This is a genomic window from Allocoprococcus similis, from assembly GCF_054660775.1.
Window position 1 is genome coordinate 1 of the sequence record NZ_BAAHSG010000034.1, and the last position, 17,236, is coordinate 17,236.

Below are 17,236 nucleotides of genomic sequence, written 5' to 3' on the forward strand. Positions count from 1 at the left end.
AAGAAGAAAAACAGAGAAAGAAAGAAAACGGACAACAGAAGGAGGGGAAAGGGTAGATTAATTCTGAGGAAGAGATGATGATTGAGCTGGAATTTCCGGGATATGGAAAAAAACAATTTCTGAAAGCATTTGGCGAAGTGGAAGTTTTGAAAGGCTTATAGAGAATGGCAATACAAATTGCTTACTGAAAGACTTTATCGATAAAATATTTTTTCATGAAAGGGCATATGGAAGTGAATATTTCTTCACCTCCATATGCCCTTTCATGAAAAAGTGAAGATTTATTCATAGAATTATCGCGATAATTTTATTATAATTTCAATAAATTTTATGAATATTTTATTTATTTCTAAGGAGGTAGCAATATGGATGCTATGAAAATCGCCAACAGTATACCGATGTGGATCGCCTGTGGAATCCCGGTAATACTCGTTATCGCACAGGCCCTGATCTTTGCAAAAAAATCTTATTCGGCAGGAAAGAAGATCGGACTTACGGAAAAGCAGATGAAGAACGCGATCAAGAGCAGCGCGATCACTTCCATTGGACCATCTATTGTAATCTTAAGCGGAATGCTTTCCCTTCTGATCACTGTAGGAGGACCGATGGCGTGGATGAGACTTTCCCTGATCGGTTCGGTTATGTTTGAATCTATCGCAGCAGGTTTTGGTACTGCATCAGTTGGTGTACAGCTTGGAGCAGATACACTGACACCACTGGCACTTGATATGGCAGTATGGACCATGATCCTTGGATCGATCGGATGGATCATCTTTGCAACAATTTCTGCAAGCCGTATGGACAAGGTACAGCACAAAATTTCAGGTGGAGATCCGGCAAAACTGATGGCAATTTCAAGTGCGGCTATCATTGGTGCATTTAGTTCAATGTCATCTTCTCATCTGATCAAGCTGAATAAAAACTCAGTTGCCTGCGTACTCGGAGCTGTATTTATGGCAATACTTTTAACTATTTCAGAAAAAAAGAATATCAAGTGGCTGAAAGAATGGAATCTTACGATCTCAATTCTGGCAGCAATGATCATCACAGCTGTGATTTAAGGAGGAACGAACATGGAAAATAAAGGTTTTTATGAAGGCGAATATATGCCGCAGATGCATAAGATCGGTAAACTTACCGGATTTCTTGGAGCGATATTATCGTTCTTACCGGCACTTGTACTTGCAGTTGTTTATGGACTTCTTCCGAAACCGGCAGCACTTGCTACTGCATTCATTTCAGCAGCCAGCGCATTCGGATTCCTCTGGATCGTAGAGCCGATCTCTTACTTTACCGTACTTGGCCCGGTAGGTACATATATGGCATTCATGTCAGGAAATATTTCCAACATGAGAGTTCCTTGTGCCGGTATGGCACAGGTTGCAGCAGAAGTTGAACCAGGAACAGAAAAAGGTTCGATCATTTCAGTAATCGGTATGGCGACATCCATCGTCATCAACGTATCTGTGCTGACGATCGGAGTTATCCTCGGAAGCTCTGTACTTTCAGCAATGCCGGCAAGTGTGACAGAGGCATTGAATTATCTGCTTCCGGCACTGTTTGGTGCCCTGCTTATGCAGTTTGGACTGAAAAGAATCAAATTTGCAGGTGGTATGCTTGCATTTGCAATTCTCATCGGTATTGCAATCAACGCAGGTCTTTTCAACTGGCTTCCGGGAGCAGCAAACTATCTGACAACTCTTGCGAGTGTATTCGTAGCAATCGGTGTAACACTTGCAACCTATGGAAAGAAAAAAGAAGCCGGAAAGTAAGAATGGTGTATAATTAGGTGGAAAAGGAGAGGTAGATATGACGAAAAAAGAGATGCTTGGGCAGATGGAGGAGCTTAAGTCTACCTGCGTGGACATCTGCACTAATTTATGGAATAATCCTGAGACTGGCGGGAATGAGCAGAAGTCAGCGGATATGATCCGTGAGCTTCTTCATCACGAAGGTTTTGTAATTGTAAATGAAGAACATCTTCCACATGCATTTTATGCAGAGTACGGAAGTGGCAAACCGGTGATCGCAGTGCTTGGGGAATATGATGCACTTCCGGGACTTTCACAGAAATGCCAGATTACAAAAGAGCCGGTAACACCGGGGGCAGCAGGACATGGCTGTGGACACAACCTTCTGGGAGCAGGAGCTGTGACAGGTGCGATCATGATCAAACGGTTTCTTGAGCAGGAAGGAATTCCGGGAACCTTAAGATTCTATGGATGCCCGGAAGAAGAATTGTTAAGTGGAAAAGTAAAAATGGCATATTATCATATGTTTGATGGATGCGATATGGCACTGAGCTGGCACCCGATGTCTGCAAACATGATTTATGATGAAGGATATCTGGCTAGTGCATCTGCGAAGTTTTATTTCAAAGGAAAAACTTCACATGCAGCATTTGCACCGGAAAGAGGGCGGAGTGCACTTGACGCAGTGGAACTTATGAGTGTAGGCGCCAACTATTTAAGAGAGCATGTAGTTGACAAGGCAAGAATCCACTATACTACAGACAGTGGCGGATTTTCACCGAATATCGTGCCGGATAAAGCAAGCGCATGGTATTTTACAAGGGCTCCGCACATCAGTGATGTAAAAGATATTCTCCGCAGACTGACACTTATAGCAAAAGGTGCTGCAATGATGACAGAGACGGAGGTTGATACCAGGATTGAATATGGCTGCTGCGATATGGTCAGTGAAAAATCATTTGCAGATCTGACATGGAAGAACCTTCAGGAGGTCGGAACACCAACTTATACGGAAGAGGAAATGGAATTTGCAAGGCAGCTACAGGCTACCGTTGATCCGGCGATCAAAGACAGAGATCAGAGAATGTATGAAGCAAAAGAAAAGGCATTAGCAGATGGCGTTGTTTCCAGAAACGCCTGGGAAAAAGCACCGCTTACTGCTTCTTCGGACAGTGGAGATGTGAGCCAGATGATGCCGATGAACCTCTTTACCGCAGTTTGCTGGCCGGTTGGTGTTGCACCGCATACCTGGCAGAGCTGTGCATCTGCTGGAAGTACGATTGGACAGAAGGGTGCATTTTACGCAGCGAAAGTCATTGCGGCAACAGCATATGACCTGTATACACAGCCGGAACTGCGAAAAGAAATTCAGGACGAATTCGATGCGCAGGACAGAGAACCATATGCACCGATGTATGACGGTGAATAAGAACAAGAAAAAGTAAAGAAAAAAGGTCCCGGAGCCGTAAGGTTTCCGGGATTTTTATGAGGAAAAAAAGTAAGTGTGTGACTGGATTTGACAAGAATTTTCATGAATGTTACACTGAGAAAATAGGAGAAAAACAGACTGTTCGAGGGGGATAAGTGCAGTCAGGCAGGAGACAAAAATGGGTATCGCAATACAGGAATTATTATCGCAGGACTATTTTAAGGAGTTTTACGTTCTGGCGGGGGCAAAGGGACTGCACCGTGAGATCCAGGGGATCACAGTTATGGAGGCACCGGATGCATTTCACTGGACGAAAGGGAAGGAACTGGTACTTTCATCAGGGTACGTTATTGCAAAGGAACCAGATTGTATTGAAAAAGCGTTCCGGGAGGGAAGTGTCCAGAAATCGGCGGGAATGATGATCAAAAGAGAACGGTATCTGGAGAAGATACCGGAGGAGATACTGAGGCTTTTTGATCAGTATGAGGTGCCCCTTATCTCCATGCCGTTTTCAGCACCATGGATGGAAGTGATGAGCCAGATTAATACTGCTGTGCTGAACCGGACCATACGCAGGCTGCGGATCAATACCAGTCATATGACATTTCAGATGTCGAATTTTTCATATAAAGAGCAGAAGATCAAGCGGATCCTGCAGGCGATGGAGGCTGAGATGGGGTTCCCGGCATTTTTATATGATTTTGTAGAAGAAGAGGCGTATTACAGTTCGATGAATTTTCAGAAGATAGCGAAAGGATTCGGACTTGAAACAGAGGATTTCTGGGAGCCGTCAATGCCGTATACCCGGCATACACTTTGTGATTATATGGACATGGTGAGATACCGTCTTGTGAATCAGAGTCACCAGGAGGGACCGAGAATCAGCTGGATACGGATCCCGATTTCTGTAAATGGAAGTGTACAGGCGTATTTTGCCGTGATGGAAGCGCGGGAATTCCTGGATTATTATGATGAGTACAGTATCCGGATTGCCTATCTGATGCTGCAGGGATTATATGAGCAGATCGTAGCGGCACAGAACATGGGAAATATCGGATTTGAGAACTTTGTGTTATACGCTTTGAGTGCAACGGAAGATGATACACAGAAGATGATGTTTCAGGCGAATGTACAGGGGATTTCCATGAGTACAAAATACAGGTATGTATTGTTCCGGCGTGCGGACAATCAGGAAGAACTTCCAAACCGGAGAAAAGAGATCCTTGAGGCTTACCGGAAAAGCAGTCTGATCAAATATGCCAGAATCGCAATGATCGGAGAAAATGTGGGAATTCTTTTTTTGGAAGACAGAGAAGAAGACTGGGAGAAAGGTCATATCCTTGCACTTCTGGAAGAATTCCGGAGAAGAGTTCTGAAGAGCTGTCCGGAGACGGCACTGGAATTTGGTTATTCACTGGATGCCGCTTCTCTTGGGCATATCCGTCAGAGCATAGAGAAATGCCAGAAAGCACTGAATATGGGGAAAATGATTTATCCAAGCCTTTTTGCATGGGAGTATTCTCAGCTTGGTGCACTTGCATGGCTGGATATTCCGGAAGAAGAGCTTACTCATATGCTCTCGGCTTACAGTGTGCTCCTGAAAGATGAAAAGAATATCGAGCTTTTAAAGACTTTAAAAGTATATCTGGAAAATAATATGAACTACAGCGCAACGGCTGAGAAATTATATGTACATATCAATACGATCAGGAAGAGGATCGACAAGGTAAACGAACTTCTGCAGATTGACTGGAGCGATAATATTGCACGGCTGAATGCAGAGCTTTTACTGCGCTTTTTGAATCTGGAAGAAAAAATTTAACATTTCTTTGAACAGGAATTGATGATTTTCAGGGTAAAAGATGATACAATGTATATTGTGTGAAAAAAAAGACAAAGAGGGAGATGCCTATGCCAAAGAAACAGAAGGCAAAGATAAAGCAGAAAAATAAATGCCCTGAAAAGCTGATCCGGACAGAAGCTGCAAAAGAGATTGCAGAGATAGACTGTTCACTTCAGAATCAGAAGTATCAGCTCAGATGCAGAGCTGCAATCGATCTTCTTACAGCAAAGCTGAATATGATAAATGCAGATCTTTCGCGCAAGAAACGCCATGTTGTGATCAACCAGATCAGCAGCAGAGTGAAGACGGCAGAGAGTATTTATACAAAACTGATCAGGAAAGGTCTGGAGCCGGATTTTGACACGGCAAGAGCAGAACTGAAGGATCTGATCGGGATTCGTGTGGTCTGTCCATTTGAAGATGAAGTGTACGAGGTTGCAGATCGTCTGAAAGCGCAGGGAGATGTACAGATCATCCGGGAGAAAGATTATATTAAGAATCCCAAAAAGAACGGATACAAAAGTCTGCACCTGATTGTGGAGGTCCCAATTTATTCATCCAAAGGACCACTGAAGGAAAAGGTGGAGATCCAGCTCCGTACGGTGGCAATGGATTACTGGTCTGTGCTTAAGTACCAGTTATTTTATAAGAAGACAGAGAATGAAGAGGTTGCAAAGGAATTAAAAACCTATGCAGATGAAATTTCTGAGCTGGATGCAAAAATGCTGAAACTCAGGGATAAGATTGAAAAAATGTAGTAGAAACACAGGAAAAGAATGTGCGAAGGCGCATTCTTTTTTTGATACAATCAGGAAATCAATTGCATAGGCATTCCAGTTAGGTTATAATCTAGTACAGTATGGACAGATAAATTACAGAATGGATATGAGGAAATACCATGAAAATGATCAAGACAGATAAACTTGTATTTGAATATGCAAAGCGTGACGAAGAAGGTAATGTTATAGGGAAAAGCCGCGCTATTGATGAGGTATCGCTGGATATCGAGCCGGGACAGTTTATTGCAATCCTGGGGCATAATGGCTCTGGGAAGTCTACACTTGCAAAGCATATGAATGCTCTGCTGGTTCCGTCTGACGGAACTATGTGGGTAGACGGAATGGACACGAAGGAAGATGAGCATCTGTGGGATGTACGTCAGAGCGCCGGAATGGTATTCCAGAATCCGGATAACCAGATCATCGGAACAGTCGTTGAGGAAGATGTAGGATTTGGCCCGGAGAATCTGGGCGTGCCGACAGAGGAGATCTGGCAGAGAGTGGAAGACAGCCTGAAAGCGGTTGGGATGATTGAATACCGTCACCATTCACCGAATAAATTATCCGGTGGGCAAAAGCAGAGGGTTGCGATCGCCGGTGTCATGGCAATGCGTCCAAAGTGTATTGTACTGGATGAGCCAACTGCGATGCTGGATCCGAACGGAAGAAAAGAAGTACTTCGAAGTGTGATGGAGCTGAGAAAAAGAGAACACATTACAGTGATTCTGATCACTCATTATATGGAAGAGGTTGTAGATGCAGACCACGTATTCGTAATGGATCATGGTCATGTGGTAATGCAGGGAACACCGAGAGAAATCTTTTCACAGGTGGATACGTTAAAGCACTACAGACTGGATGTGCCGCAGGTGACGATTCTTGCTGACGAGCTGAGAAAAAGAGGACTTGATATTCCGGCGGGAGTTTTGAAGAAGGAAGAATTGGTGGAGATATTATGTCGATTAAATTAGAACATATCAATTATGTATACAGTGAAGGAACCGCATATGAAAAGCATGCGCTGAAGGATGTGTCTCTGGAAATCCCGCACGGTGAATTTGTCGGGATCATTGGTCACACCGGCTCCGGTAAATCGACACTGATCCAGCACCTGAACGGACTGATCAAGGCGACAAGCGGAGCACTTTATTACAACGGAGAGAATATTTACGGAGAAAACTATAACTTACGTGAGCTGAGAAATCAAGTCGGGCTGGTATTCCAGTATCCGGAGCATCAGCTTTTTGAGGTCAATGTACTTCAGGATGTCTGTTTTGGACCGAAGAATCAGGGACTTTCACCGGAAGAATGTGAAAAGCGGGCAAGAGAGGCATTGCAGCTTGTTGGTCTCAAAGAAAAATATTACGATCATTCCCCGTTTGATCTGTCAGGCGGACAGAAACGGCGTGCAGCAATCGCCGGGGTACTGGCAATGCGTCCGAAGGTACTGGTTCTGGATGAACCGACTGCAGGACTGGATCCGAAGGGAAGAGATGAGATCCTGGATCAGATTGCCTATCTGCACGAAAAAGCAGACATGACTGTCATTTTAGTTTCCCACAGTATGGAAGATATTGCAAAATATGTGGATCGTATTATTGTGATGAATAAAGGCAGTGTCATGTTTAATGATGTGCCAAAGAAAGTGTTTGCACACTACAAAGAACTGGAAAGTGTGGGACTTGCAGCACCACAGGTAACGTACATCATGCATGCGCTGAAGGAAAAGGGAATGGATGTTCCGACAGATGCAACCACGATAGAAGAAGCAGCGGATGGCATTATGAAAGCACTGAAGAAGGAGAGGGCAGCCAAATGATTCGAGACATAACGATTGGACAATATTATCCGGCTGACAGCCGTATCCATAAGCTGGATCCGCGTGTGAAGATTGTATGCACACTGCTGTATCTGATTTCTCTTTTTACATTTAAAAGTATTTTGGGATATGTACTTGCGACTGTGTTCCTGTTTGGATGCATCAAGCTGTCAAAAGTACCGTTCAAGTTCATCGTCAGAGGACTGAAGCCGATCGTCATTCTGCTTCTGATCACAGTAGGATTCAACTTATTTCTGACACCGGGCGGAGAGACACTGGTCCATGTAGGTTTTATCAAGATCACGGAGTACGGCTTAAGCACAGCGGTTTATATGGCGATCCGGCTGATCTATCTGATCATGGGATCCTCACTTATGACACTGACAACTACACCGAATTCACTGACAGACGGACTGGAGAAGCTCCTTAACCCGTTGAATAAGCTCCATGTACCGGTACATGAGATTTCGATGATGATGTCGATCGCACTTCGTTTTATTCCGATCCTTCTGGAGGAGACGGATAAGATCATGAAGGCACAGATTGCCAGAGGTGCGGATATGGAAAGTGGAAATCTGATCCAGAAGGCAAAGGCAATGATTCCGATCCTGGTTCCGCTTTTTGTATCCGCATTCCGTCGTGCCAATGATCTTGCAATGGCAATGGAAGCAAGATGTTACCGTGGCGGTGACGGTAGAACCAAGATGAAACCTCTGATCTATAAGAGTACAGACCATGTGGCGTATCTGATCACGATCCTGTATGTGGTGGCAGCATTTGTTGTCGGAAGATATGTTCCGTTTAAACTGTGGATCTTTTAAGGAGCTGTGGGATGAGAAGAATCAGATTAACCGTAGCTTATGATGGAACAAATTATTGTGGCTGGCAGATCCAGCCAAATGGAATTACGATCGAGGAAGTTCTGAATAAGGCAATCTGTAAGCTCACCGGAGAAGAGATCCAGGTGATCGGGGCGAGCCGGACGGATTCCGGGGTTCACGCAAGGGGAAATATTGCGGTATTTGACACCGAAAGCCGGATTCCGGCGGAGCGCTTTTCCTACGCACTGAATCAGCGGCTGCCGAAGGACATTGTAGTCGTGAGATCAGATGAAGTGGACCTTACCTGGCATCCACGTTATCAGGATACTCTGAAAACCTATGAATATCACATCATCAATACGAAAGTGCCGATTCCGACAGAGAGGCTTTATAATTACTTTGTAAGTTTTGATCTGGACGTGGAGCAGATGAGGCGCGGAGCGGCTTATCTGGTAGGAGAACACGATTTTGCACCATTTTGCTGTATCCGTACGAATGCAAAGACAACGGTGCGGACAATCACGGATTTGCAGATTCTGCAAAGCGGAGAGCATATTACGATTCGGATTACGGGAAATGGATTTTTGTATAACATGGTGCGCATCATAGCCGGGGTACTGGTGCGTGTCGGAAGAGGATTTTACGAACCGGAAAAGGTAAAGGAACTTTTGGAAGGCGGAGAAAGAACCAGGGAAGCGGTCACAGCACCGCCGCAGGGACTCTGCCTGATGGAAATCAGCTATCAGAATAAAGAATAGTGCATGAGTCTGCTTTTTAGGCAGGCTCATTTTTTTAACATGAAATTCCAAATAGAAGGTACTACATATCGGAGGAATTTTTACAATAGAAAAACCCTATAGAGGAGTTAATCTATTCGGATAAACAATAAGTAAAACAGGCAGTTTTATTGAAGAAATATTGTGAAAATGTTATCCTAATAATCAGAGGCATTTTGGAAAAACAGCATAGAAACAGGATGTCATTAAAGAGAGAAAAGGGAAGAAATATGAATTATGTAGGAATTGATATCGGATCAACAGCATCCAAGGTTGTTGTTGAAGGAGATAAGAAAGAACATTTCGTACTGCCGACAGGATGGAGCAGCAAAGAAACTTGTGAAAAGATCAAGAATAAGCTGCTTGAGATGGGGGTAGATGTTACCTCAGATGAGACAAAGGTAGTTGCTACAGGATATGGAAGAATCGCAGTTGATTTTGCAGATCATGTAATTACTGAGATTACCTGCCATGCCAGAGGTGGTCGTGAACTTGCAGGGGGGGACTGTTCAATCATTGATGTGGGAGGACAGGATACGAAGGTGATCGTTGTACAGAATGGAATGGTAGCCGATTTCCAGATGAATGATAAATGTTCGGCGGGAACCGGAAAGTTTCTGGAAATCATGGCGAACCGCCTGGGTGTTACGATCAATGAATTATTTGATATGGCGGCAGCAGGAGAAGTTATTCCGATCAGTTCACTTTGTACGGTATTTGCCGAATCTGAGGTGATCAACTATATCGGAGAAGGAAAAAAGCGTGAAGATATTGCGGCCGGAGTGGTAGATTCTGTTGCCAATAAAGTAGTGCAGCTTGCGCAGAAAAAGGAACTTGGAGACAGAGTGATCCTGACCGGAGGACTCAGTCACAGCATTTATTTCACAGGAATCCTGTCAGACAAGCTGGATCAGAAAGTGGAATCAGAAGAGTTTGGCCGTTTTGCGGGGGCATACGGGGCAGCACTTCTTGCCAGAGAAAAGAAAGACAGAAGGAGATAATGAAGATGGAACTGATTAAAGATTTGCCAGAGGTATTTGAAGAATTTGCGGAGCAGAGGCAGAAATCATTTTTGGCTGTTAAGGAGCTGAAAGAAAAAGGTGTTCCGGTTGTGGGATCTTACTGTACATATTTCCCGAAAGAGATTGCAATGGCGATGGGAGCAGGATGTGTAAGCCTTTGCTCGACTTCGGACGAGACGATTCCGGAGGCAGAAAAGGATCTTCCGAAGAATCTCTGTCCGCTGATCAAATCAAGTTATGGATTTGCAAAGACAGACAAATGTCCATTCTTCTATTTCTCAGACGTAGTAGTTGGGGAAACAACCTGCGATGGAAAGAAGAAGATGTATGAATATATGTCAGAGTTCAAAGATGTATTTGTCATGGAACTTCCGAATAGCCAGAGAGAACCGGGACTTCAGCTCTGGAAAGGCGAGATCATCCGTTTCAAGGAATATCTGGAACAGAAATTTGGCGTGACGATCACGGAAGAGCAGATCCGTGAAGCTGTAAAGACAGAGAATAAAGCACGTCAGTCCTTAAAGAAGCTTTATGAAGTAATGAAACATGATCCGGCTCCGATCAAAGGACAGGATCTGTTCAAAGTTCTGTACGGAAGCACCTTCAAATTTGACCGTTCCCTGATCCCGGGCGAAGTGGATGCTCTTACTGCGAAGATTGAAAAAGAATATGCAGAAGGCAAGATGGAAGAGAAGAAACCGCGTATTCTGATCACAGGATGTCCGATCGGAGGAGCAACAGAAAAAGTGATCCGTGCGGTAGAGGACAATGGCGGTATTGTTGTAACTTTTGAGAACTGCAGTGGTGCCAAATCTATTGACAAGATGGTGGATGAGGATGCCGAAGATATTTACGATGCAATCGCAAGAAGATATCTCAGCATCGGATGTTCGGTTATGACACCGAATCCGAATCGTCTGGAGCTTCTTGGAAGACTGATCGATGAATATCAGGTAGACGGTGTAGTGGATATGATCCTTCAGGCGTGTCATACTTACAATGTGGAGACTAATACGATCCGTAAGTTTGTAACAGGTGAAAAGGGAATTCCGTATATCAGTGTGGAAACTGATTACTCTCAGGCAGACATCGGACAGCTGAACACCAGACTTGCTGCGTTTGTTGAGATGCTGTAAATGAAGAGTATGACGAAGAAAAATGCGTTTCAGTTCCGCAGGGCGAATGAGGAGGATCTTCCTGAAATTTGCCGTATGGTAAAGCTTGCAGGAAAAATTGTTCCTGTGAAGGAATGGTTTGAGGCAGAGGACGAAAGATTTCTTGCAAAGCATATCTGTGAGGAAGGATTTACCCTGCTGGCAAAGAAGGATGGACAGACAGCGGCGATAATGATTGTCCGTATCCCGGGAATGGCAGAGGATAACCTGGGAGAATATCTGAAGATTTCCCGGGAAGAAATGGAAAGGGTTGCGCATCTGGAGATCGCAGTTGTAGAACCGGAGTATCAGGGATATGGTCTGCAATATGAGCTTTTCTGCCAGGCAGAAGAAATCGTAAAAAATAAGCAGATGCGGTATCTGATGGCAACAGTTCATCCGGATAATATATACAGTTTTCGCAATATGGAAAAGCTTGGAATGAAGGCAGTTCTTGAGACAAAGAAATATGGCGGGAAACGAAGATATGTCATGAGTAAAACATTAGAATACTAGAAAAAGAGCGAAAGGGCTTGCAGAAAGTGTAATGAAACATTTTTTGTAAGCTCTTTTTGTGTATCCCAAAAAGAAGTAAAATGAGAAATTTTCTTAACTGATAATTTCAATATTGACATACTAACTAATAATAATATAAACTATTCTAAGTTAGAACATACAAACAAAGAGGAAACAAAATGAAATTCAGAAATATGATCAATGCGGTCTGTCTGTGTGTATCTGTATTTGCAGGCGGATGCGGTCAAAGTGGACAGGATACGACAAAGAGTATAAAAAGTGAAAGTACAGCCAGTTCGAAAGAGAGTACGGAGCAGACTTCTACGGATACCGAGGCGTCGAAAGACATTTTTGCAATGGACACTTATATGACAGTGACTGCATATGGAGAAAAAGCACAGGAGGCAGTGGATGCTGCTGAGGCAGAGATTAAAAGACTGGATGCACTTTTATCGACGGGAAATGCAGACAGCGAGATTGCAAAACTGAATGAACAGAAAAGTGCAACACTTTCAGAAGATGGAGGATATCTTGTGAAGCGCGCACTGGAACTGAATAAGGAAACGGATGGGGCATTTGATATCGCAATTTATCCGGTTATGGAGGCGTGGGGATTTCCGACACAGAATTTCCGTGTGCCATCAGCTGACGAACTGACAGGGCTTCTGAAGCATGTGGATGCAGCGAAGATCTCATACGATAAGGATACGAGAGAACTCTCTTTTGAAGATGACCAGATGAAAATCGACCTCGGAGGAATTGCAAAAGGCTATACTTCTTCGCGGATTATGGATATTTTCAAAGAAAGCGGGATTACAAGTGGTCTGGTAAATCTGGGTGGAAATGTACAGGCACTCGGAACCAAGACAGACGGAAGCGACTGGCGGGTTGCGGTACAGAGTCCGGACGACACGGAGGATTATCTGGGAGTTTTATCCATTCGGGATAAAGCGGTGATCACATCCGGTGGATATGAACGCTATTTTGAACAAGATGGTATGACCTATCATCACATTATTGATCCGAAGACCGGATATCCGGCAGAGAACGGACTGGTATCTGTCACGATCGTAAGCTCGGACGGAACCCTTGCAGACGGACTTTCTACCTCGCTTTTTATCATGGGAGAAGAAAAAGCGGCAGAGTTCTGGAAGGCGCACAGCGATGAGTTTGAGGCGATCCTTGCGACAGATGATGGAACGATTTATGTGACAGAAGGTCTGAAAGACAGCTTTACAACGGATCTTGGCATGAAGGTTATTATGAAATAATTTGCATGAAATGAGAGGATAATGAGAGATGGACATCAAAGAAACCGGTAAAAAATTAAAACCGTTTGCACCCGTTCTTTCAGTTGCACTGGTTACGGCGTGCGTGGCAGGCTCCTTAAGCGGATATGAAGCGCCGGTCTATGCAGCGACGCAGGAAGAAACACCGGTAAAAAAAGAAGAGACAAAAGAGAAGAAAGAAGAAAAAAAGACAGCAGCCAAAGGTTCGTTTGATCTGGAGGACGGTGTGTATAAAGGAACCGGAACCGGGTACGCAGGAGATATTACGGTATCGGTACAGATCAAGGATAAGCAGATCGTTTCGATTGACATTCTGAGTTCTTCCGATGATGCGGCATTTTTCTCGCGGGCAAAAGCGGTGATCGACAAGATCATTGAAGGACAGACACTGGATGTGGATACTGTATCGGGAGCAACTTTCAGTTCCAGAGGAATCATCAGTGCGGTGAAAAATGCGCTGACCGGGGAAAAGGATAACAGCACGACAGGACAGGCACAGTCCGGCCAGACAGCGGCGGCAGCAGGAAGTTCGACCAGTGTGGCAAAAGTAGAGGATGCGGCAGCATATAAGGATGGAACCTACTACGGTTCAGGAACCGGATTTGGCGGTCCGCTGAAGGTTATGGTAGAAATCAGCGGAGGAAAGATTGCATCGATCCAGATTGTGGAGAACAGTGACGGAAGCGATTACATTTCCAAAGCAGCTTCTCTGATAGATTCTATCATCGCAAAGCAGAGCACCAATGTGGATACGGTGTCCGGGGCAACCTACAGTTCGGTCGGAATTATTCAGGCAGTGCGGGATGCACTGGGCCAGGCGGCGGTAAATGGTACATCAGATACTTCACAGAATAACAATAACAACAACAGTAATAACAATGGTTCATCAGACAACAATAATTCTACCGTAACCGGAACCGTTCCGTACAAGGAAGGAATCTATTACGGAACAGCAGAAGGCTACAGCGGGGATGTATCCGTTGCAGTCGTGATCCAGGAAAAGACGATCAAAGCGATCCTGATCACAGAAAGCTCCGATGATGAAGCGTTCTTCAATCGGGCAATGGATGTTGTGAAGAAAGTGATCAAGACACAGAAGACAGACGATGTAGATACCGTGTCAGGAGCAACCTACAGCTCCAAAGGACTGTTAAATGCAATCAAGAATGCACTGAAACAGGCTGAGAAAGTGACAAATGGAGAATCCATTGATGAGAAGCCGGATGTGACAGAGTTAGAAGAACTGATCGAGAAAGCTGAGAAGCTGGAAGAGGATGCATACACAGAGGCAAGCTGGGCAGTTCTTCAGACAAGACTTGCGGATGCAAAAGAAGCTCTGGAGGAAACGAAACAGACTGCGGTTGACAAAGCAGCAGAAAAGCTGAAAAAGGCAATCGCACAGCTTGAATCGAAGGATGGAAAAGACGAGGAAAATACGAAGTATTTCAGTGGAACCTATGAAGTGACCGTACCTTGTGAACCAGATGAAGACGAAGATTTTGAAGGATATAATCTGACGATGTCAGTGACGATCCGTGATGATAAGATTGTAGCGATTACAGATATTACAGGTGATGGTGCAAGCGACAATGACAGATATATCTTGAAAGCAGCAAATGGTACGTCAAGCATAAAAGGCGTGGTATCTCAGATCATAGAAAAAGGAATGTCGGAGGACATCGATACTGTTTCCCACGCAACCTGCTCTTCCAATGCAATCCTGGAAGGATGCAAAAAAGTACTGAAAGCAGCAGAAAGACCGACAGATACGGAGGCTGAATAACAATGAGAGAATTCTGGGTAAGACTGGTAAGTATGCTTGCAATCGTGGGGGTTCTTCTGGGATACAATTCGGTGCTGGATGCGCGCGCGAAAGAAGATGAGATTGCCCGGCTTTCCGCACAGGTTGTCGGAAACGGACAATCAGATAGCGAAAATGGAGATTCCACAAATTACAAGGACGGAACCTATACCGGGGAAGCCGATGGATTTGGTGGAACGATCCAGGTAGAAGTAAAGATTGAGAAAAGCAAGATCGCAGAAATCAATGTGGTATCTGCGGAAAAAGAAGACGGAGCATACCTTTCCATGGCGAAAGATATTATTCCGAAGATCATCGATGCACAGAGCGCGGATGTAGATACGATTAGCGGTGCGACATTCAGCTCGACCGGAATCAAAAACGCATCGGAGCAGGCGCTGGAAAAGGCGGTAAAGTAACGTGAAAAAGATGGATATTCATAATTTAACGGCGAAAGATATAAAAAAATTACATGTATGGCTGAGAGCATTGATCCAGGTACTGTATTTCCTGTTTATCCCATCTGTGTATACAGCGGCATTTGCCGGAGTGAAATACATATTTACACAGATCGGTGCAGGCGAGAAGGTTTCCATGACCTCATTTGTGACAGTACTGGTTGTGATCTGTATTTACACGATCCTGTTCGGAAGATTCTTCTGCGGATTTGCCTGTGCATTCGGTACGCTGGGAGACGGCGTGCATGCACTCTATGTGTGGATTTGTAAAAAGATAAAAAAGAAACCTCTTCAGATCGCGGATGCATGGACAGAAAAGCTCTGTTATCTGAAATATATTGTACTGGCACTGATTTCAATCCTGTGCTTTGCAGGTGTCTACAGCGAGGCAAAAGGAACCAGCCCGTGGGATGTATTTTCCATGCTACATGCCGGCAACTTTAAGCTTGGCGGATATCTGGTGGGACTCGTCCTTCTGGTTCTGATCATTGCAGGAATGTGCTTTGAAGAACGTTTTTTCTGCAGAAATTTCTGCCCGATGGGAGCAGTTTTTTCGCTGCTTCCGGTCCTGCCGTTTTTCGCTCTTCACAGAGATCGGGAAAACTGCATCAAAGGATGTAAGGCATGTACGAAGAAATGTCCTTCTAACATCGGACTTCCGGAAGACGGATCTCCAAAGGTAGAAGGTGACTGTTTCCAGTGCCAGAAATGTATCGATACCTGTCCGAAAGGAAATATTCATACCGGTGTGAAAGGGCTTTGCGGAAATGAATTCTGGTTTACGATTTTACGGGCAGTGATCTTACTAATGCTTCTGCTCTGGCTTGGTGTATAGAAGATGAAGAAGAAAGATCTAATACTTGGAGCAGGGATTATTGTGATTGCGCTTGCGATGCTGCTTGTGATGCAACTGACGAGAGGGGAAGAAGGAAATCAAATCCAGGTTACGCTGGATGGGAAAATCTATGGAACGTATTCCTTATCGAAGGATCAGACCATCGAAGTAAAGGATGGCGATTTCTATAACCGGATCCGGATTGAAGACGGAAAGGCGTATATGGAAGAGGCAAACTGCCCGGATGGATACTGCGAGGAACAGGGAAAGATCAGCGGGCATACACAGACGATCGTTTGTCTGCCGCATAAGCTTGTGGTAGAGGTTCTGGAAAATGAAAGTAAGCAGAATTCTGGAGTATCGGATTCGGAAGATGCAGCTCCGGATACAATCGCAAAATGATAAAGGGAATAGCAGATGAATAAAAACAGAAAACTTGCCAATATGGCAATGCTGGTTGCACTGGCGATGATATTCAGTTATGTGGAAAGCTTAATACCGATCAATTTCGGGATACCGGGAATGAAGCTCGGAGTTGCCAATCTGGTGACTGTGACCGGGCTGTATTTCCTGGAACTTCCGGAAGTATTTCTGGTGGTAGTTATGAGGATCCTTCTGACCGGCTTTTTGTTTGGAAATGGAATGTCGATCATATACAGTCTGGCAGGAGGAATCTTAAGCTTTCTGGTTATGGCACTGATGAAGAGGCTGAAAGGATTTTCCGTAGCCGGAGTCAGTATCGCCGGAGGCGTGTCACACAATATCGGTCAGATTATCGTGGCATCCATTGTAGTAGAGAATCTGAAACTGGTTTATTATCTTCCGGCACTTCTGATCGCCGGTACAGTGACCGGATTCGTGATGGGAATGATAAGTAAAAAGCTGCTTCCGATCGTAAAAAGAGAATCGGAGAGAGCAGCACAGGTAGTTTAAATTTTTTTTG

18 protein-coding genes are annotated in these 17,236 nt (G+C 44.5%); all 18 read left to right on the plus strand.

Going from position 1 to position 17,236, the window contains the following annotated elements; genetic code table 11:
- Window positions 1-365 precede the first annotated feature (365 nt).
- The gene (locus tag ACYQ5K_RS12610) at window positions 366-1,061 is read left to right on the plus strand and encodes a DUF5058 family protein (RefSeq protein WP_008373153.1); all 696 of its coding nucleotides are present in this window, start codon (window positions 366-368) and stop codon (window positions 1,059-1,061) included.
- Between the two features lie 12 nt (window positions 1,062-1,073).
- The gene (locus tag ACYQ5K_RS12615; protein WP_173688785.1) at window positions 1,074-1,772 is read left to right on the plus strand and encodes a hypothetical protein; all 699 of its coding nucleotides are present in this window, start codon (window positions 1,074-1,076) and stop codon (window positions 1,770-1,772) included.
- A gap of 37 nt (window positions 1,773-1,809) precedes the next feature.
- Window positions 1,810-3,180 (plus strand): amidohydrolase, encoded by a 1,371-nt coding sequence (locus ACYQ5K_RS12620; protein ID WP_173688784.1) that lies wholly within the window; start codon window positions 1,810-1,812, stop codon window positions 3,178-3,180.
- 178 nt (window positions 3,181-3,358) lie between these two features.
- The gene (locus tag ACYQ5K_RS12625) at window positions 3,359-5,002 is read left to right on the plus strand and encodes a PucR family transcriptional regulator (RefSeq protein WP_173688783.1); all 1,644 of its coding nucleotides are present in this window, start codon (window positions 3,359-3,361) and stop codon (window positions 5,000-5,002) included.
- Between the two features lie 89 nt (window positions 5,003-5,091).
- Window positions 5,092-5,781, plus strand: a complete 690-nt coding sequence (locus ACYQ5K_RS12630) for a GTP pyrophosphokinase (RefSeq protein ID WP_173688782.1) — start codon at window positions 5,092-5,094, stop codon at window positions 5,779-5,781.
- A 140-nt stretch (window positions 5,782-5,921) separates the two neighbouring features.
- Entirely contained in the window at window positions 5,922-6,773 is an 852-nt protein-coding gene (locus ACYQ5K_RS12635) for an energy-coupling factor transporter ATPase (RefSeq protein ID WP_173688781.1), read from the plus strand.
- Window positions 6,758-7,621, plus strand: a complete 864-nt coding sequence (locus tag ACYQ5K_RS12640; protein WP_173688780.1) for an energy-coupling factor transporter ATPase — start codon at window positions 6,758-6,760, stop codon at window positions 7,619-7,621. Before ACYQ5K_RS12635 ends, ACYQ5K_RS12640 begins: the two co-directional genes overlap by 16 nt.
- Window positions 7,618-8,442 carry an energy-coupling factor transporter transmembrane component T family protein gene (locus ACYQ5K_RS12645; RefSeq protein WP_173688779.1) on the plus strand — a complete coding sequence of 275 codons (825 nt, stop codon included), beginning with the start codon at window positions 7,618-7,620 and terminating at the stop codon, window positions 8,440-8,442. Before ACYQ5K_RS12640 ends, ACYQ5K_RS12645 begins: the two co-directional genes overlap by 4 nt.
- 11 nt (window positions 8,443-8,453) lie before the next feature.
- Window positions 8,454-9,200, plus strand: a complete 747-nt coding sequence (gene truA / locus ACYQ5K_RS12650) for a tRNA pseudouridine(38-40) synthase TruA (RefSeq protein WP_173688778.1) — start codon at window positions 8,454-8,456, stop codon at window positions 9,198-9,200.
- 248 nt (window positions 9,201-9,448) lie between these two features.
- Window positions 9,449-10,219, plus strand: a complete 771-nt coding sequence (locus ACYQ5K_RS12655; RefSeq protein WP_173688777.1) for an acyl-CoA dehydratase activase — start codon at window positions 9,449-9,451, stop codon at window positions 10,217-10,219.
- Between the two features lie 5 nt (window positions 10,220-10,224).
- Entirely contained in the window at window positions 10,225-11,376 is a 1,152-nt protein-coding gene (locus tag ACYQ5K_RS12660) for a double-cubane-cluster-containing anaerobic reductase (RefSeq protein ID WP_173688776.1), read from the plus strand.
- Window positions 11,377-11,910 carry a GNAT family N-acetyltransferase gene (locus ACYQ5K_RS12665; RefSeq protein WP_173688775.1) on the plus strand — a complete coding sequence of 178 codons (534 nt, stop codon included), beginning with the start codon at window positions 11,377-11,379 and terminating at the stop codon, window positions 11,908-11,910.
- A 179-nt stretch (window positions 11,911-12,089) separates the two neighbouring features.
- Window positions 12,090-13,181: an FAD:protein FMN transferase gene (locus ACYQ5K_RS12670; protein ID WP_459777710.1), complete on the plus strand. Its 1,092-nt coding sequence runs from the start codon at window positions 12,090-12,092 to the stop codon at window positions 13,179-13,181.
- A 28-nt stretch (window positions 13,182-13,209) separates the two neighbouring features.
- Window positions 13,210-14,982, plus strand: coding sequence for an FMN-binding protein (locus ACYQ5K_RS12675; protein ID WP_173688773.1), 1,773 nt, complete (start codon window positions 13,210-13,212; stop codon window positions 14,980-14,982).
- Between the two features lie 2 nt (window positions 14,983-14,984).
- Complete coding sequence (locus tag ACYQ5K_RS12680) at window positions 14,985-15,419, plus strand: FMN-binding protein (protein ID WP_173688772.1); 435 nt, start codon at window positions 14,985-14,987, stop codon at window positions 15,417-15,419.
- A gap of 10 nt (window positions 15,420-15,429) precedes the next feature.
- Window positions 15,430-16,293 carry a 4Fe-4S binding protein gene (locus tag ACYQ5K_RS12685; RefSeq protein ID WP_173688796.1) on the plus strand — a complete coding sequence of 288 codons (864 nt, stop codon included), beginning with the start codon at window positions 15,430-15,432 and terminating at the stop codon, window positions 16,291-16,293.
- Between the two features lie 3 nt (window positions 16,294-16,296).
- The gene (locus tag ACYQ5K_RS12690; protein WP_173688771.1) at window positions 16,297-16,695 is read left to right on the plus strand and encodes a NusG domain II-containing protein; all 399 of its coding nucleotides are present in this window, start codon (window positions 16,297-16,299) and stop codon (window positions 16,693-16,695) included.
- Between the two features lie 15 nt (window positions 16,696-16,710).
- Window positions 16,711-17,226: a Gx transporter family protein gene (locus tag ACYQ5K_RS12695; protein ID WP_173688770.1), complete on the plus strand. Its 516-nt coding sequence runs from the start codon at window positions 16,711-16,713 to the stop codon at window positions 17,224-17,226.
- Window positions 17,227-17,236 lie beyond the last annotated feature (10 nt).

Bases quoted from the DNA above. Each gene is read 5' to 3' on its own strand.
- ACYQ5K_RS12685 (WP_173688796.1), top strand. From the start codon at position 15,430: ATGGATATTCATAATTTAACGGCGAAAGATATAAAAAAATTACATGTA.
- ACYQ5K_RS12615 (WP_173688785.1), top strand. From the start codon at position 1,074: ATGGAAAATAAAGGTTTTTATGAAGGCGAATATATGCCGCAGATGCAT.
- ACYQ5K_RS12675 (WP_173688773.1), top strand. From the start codon at position 13,210: ATGGACATCAAAGAAACCGGTAAAAAATTAAAACCGTTTGCACCCGTT.
- ACYQ5K_RS12660 (WP_173688776.1), top strand. From the start codon at position 10,225: ATGGAACTGATTAAAGATTTGCCAGAGGTATTTGAAGAATTTGCGGAG.
- ACYQ5K_RS12670 (WP_459777710.1), top strand. From the start codon at position 12,090: ATGAAATTCAGAAATATGATCAATGCGGTCTGTCTGTGTGTATCTGTA.
- ACYQ5K_RS12680 (WP_173688772.1), top strand. From the start codon at position 14,985: ATGAGAGAATTCTGGGTAAGACTGGTAAGTATGCTTGCAATCGTGGGG.
- ACYQ5K_RS12655 (WP_173688777.1), top strand. From the start codon at position 9,449: ATGAATTATGTAGGAATTGATATCGGATCAACAGCATCCAAGGTTGTT.
- ACYQ5K_RS12645 (WP_173688779.1), top strand. From the start codon at position 7,618: ATGATTCGAGACATAACGATTGGACAATATTATCCGGCTGACAGCCGT.
- ACYQ5K_RS12690 (WP_173688771.1), top strand. From the start codon at position 16,297: ATGAAGAAGAAAGATCTAATACTTGGAGCAGGGATTATTGTGATTGCG.
- ACYQ5K_RS12640 (WP_173688780.1), top strand. From the start codon at position 6,758: ATGTCGATTAAATTAGAACATATCAATTATGTATACAGTGAAGGAACC.
- ACYQ5K_RS12665 (WP_173688775.1), top strand. From the start codon at position 11,377: ATGAAGAGTATGACGAAGAAAAATGCGTTTCAGTTCCGCAGGGCGAAT.
- ACYQ5K_RS12635 (WP_173688781.1), top strand. From the start codon at position 5,922: ATGAAAATGATCAAGACAGATAAACTTGTATTTGAATATGCAAAGCGT.
- ACYQ5K_RS12625 (WP_173688783.1), top strand. From the start codon at position 3,359: ATGGGTATCGCAATACAGGAATTATTATCGCAGGACTATTTTAAGGAG.
- ACYQ5K_RS12695 (WP_173688770.1), top strand. From the start codon at position 16,711: ATGAATAAAAACAGAAAACTTGCCAATATGGCAATGCTGGTTGCACTG.
- ACYQ5K_RS12610 (WP_008373153.1), top strand. From the start codon at position 366: ATGGATGCTATGAAAATCGCCAACAGTATACCGATGTGGATCGCCTGT.
- truA (WP_173688778.1), top strand. From the start codon at position 8,454: ATGAGAAGAATCAGATTAACCGTAGCTTATGATGGAACAAATTATTGT.
- ACYQ5K_RS12630 (WP_173688782.1), top strand. From the start codon at position 5,092: ATGCCAAAGAAACAGAAGGCAAAGATAAAGCAGAAAAATAAATGCCCT.
- ACYQ5K_RS12620 (WP_173688784.1), top strand. From the start codon at position 1,810: ATGACGAAAAAAGAGATGCTTGGGCAGATGGAGGAGCTTAAGTCTACC.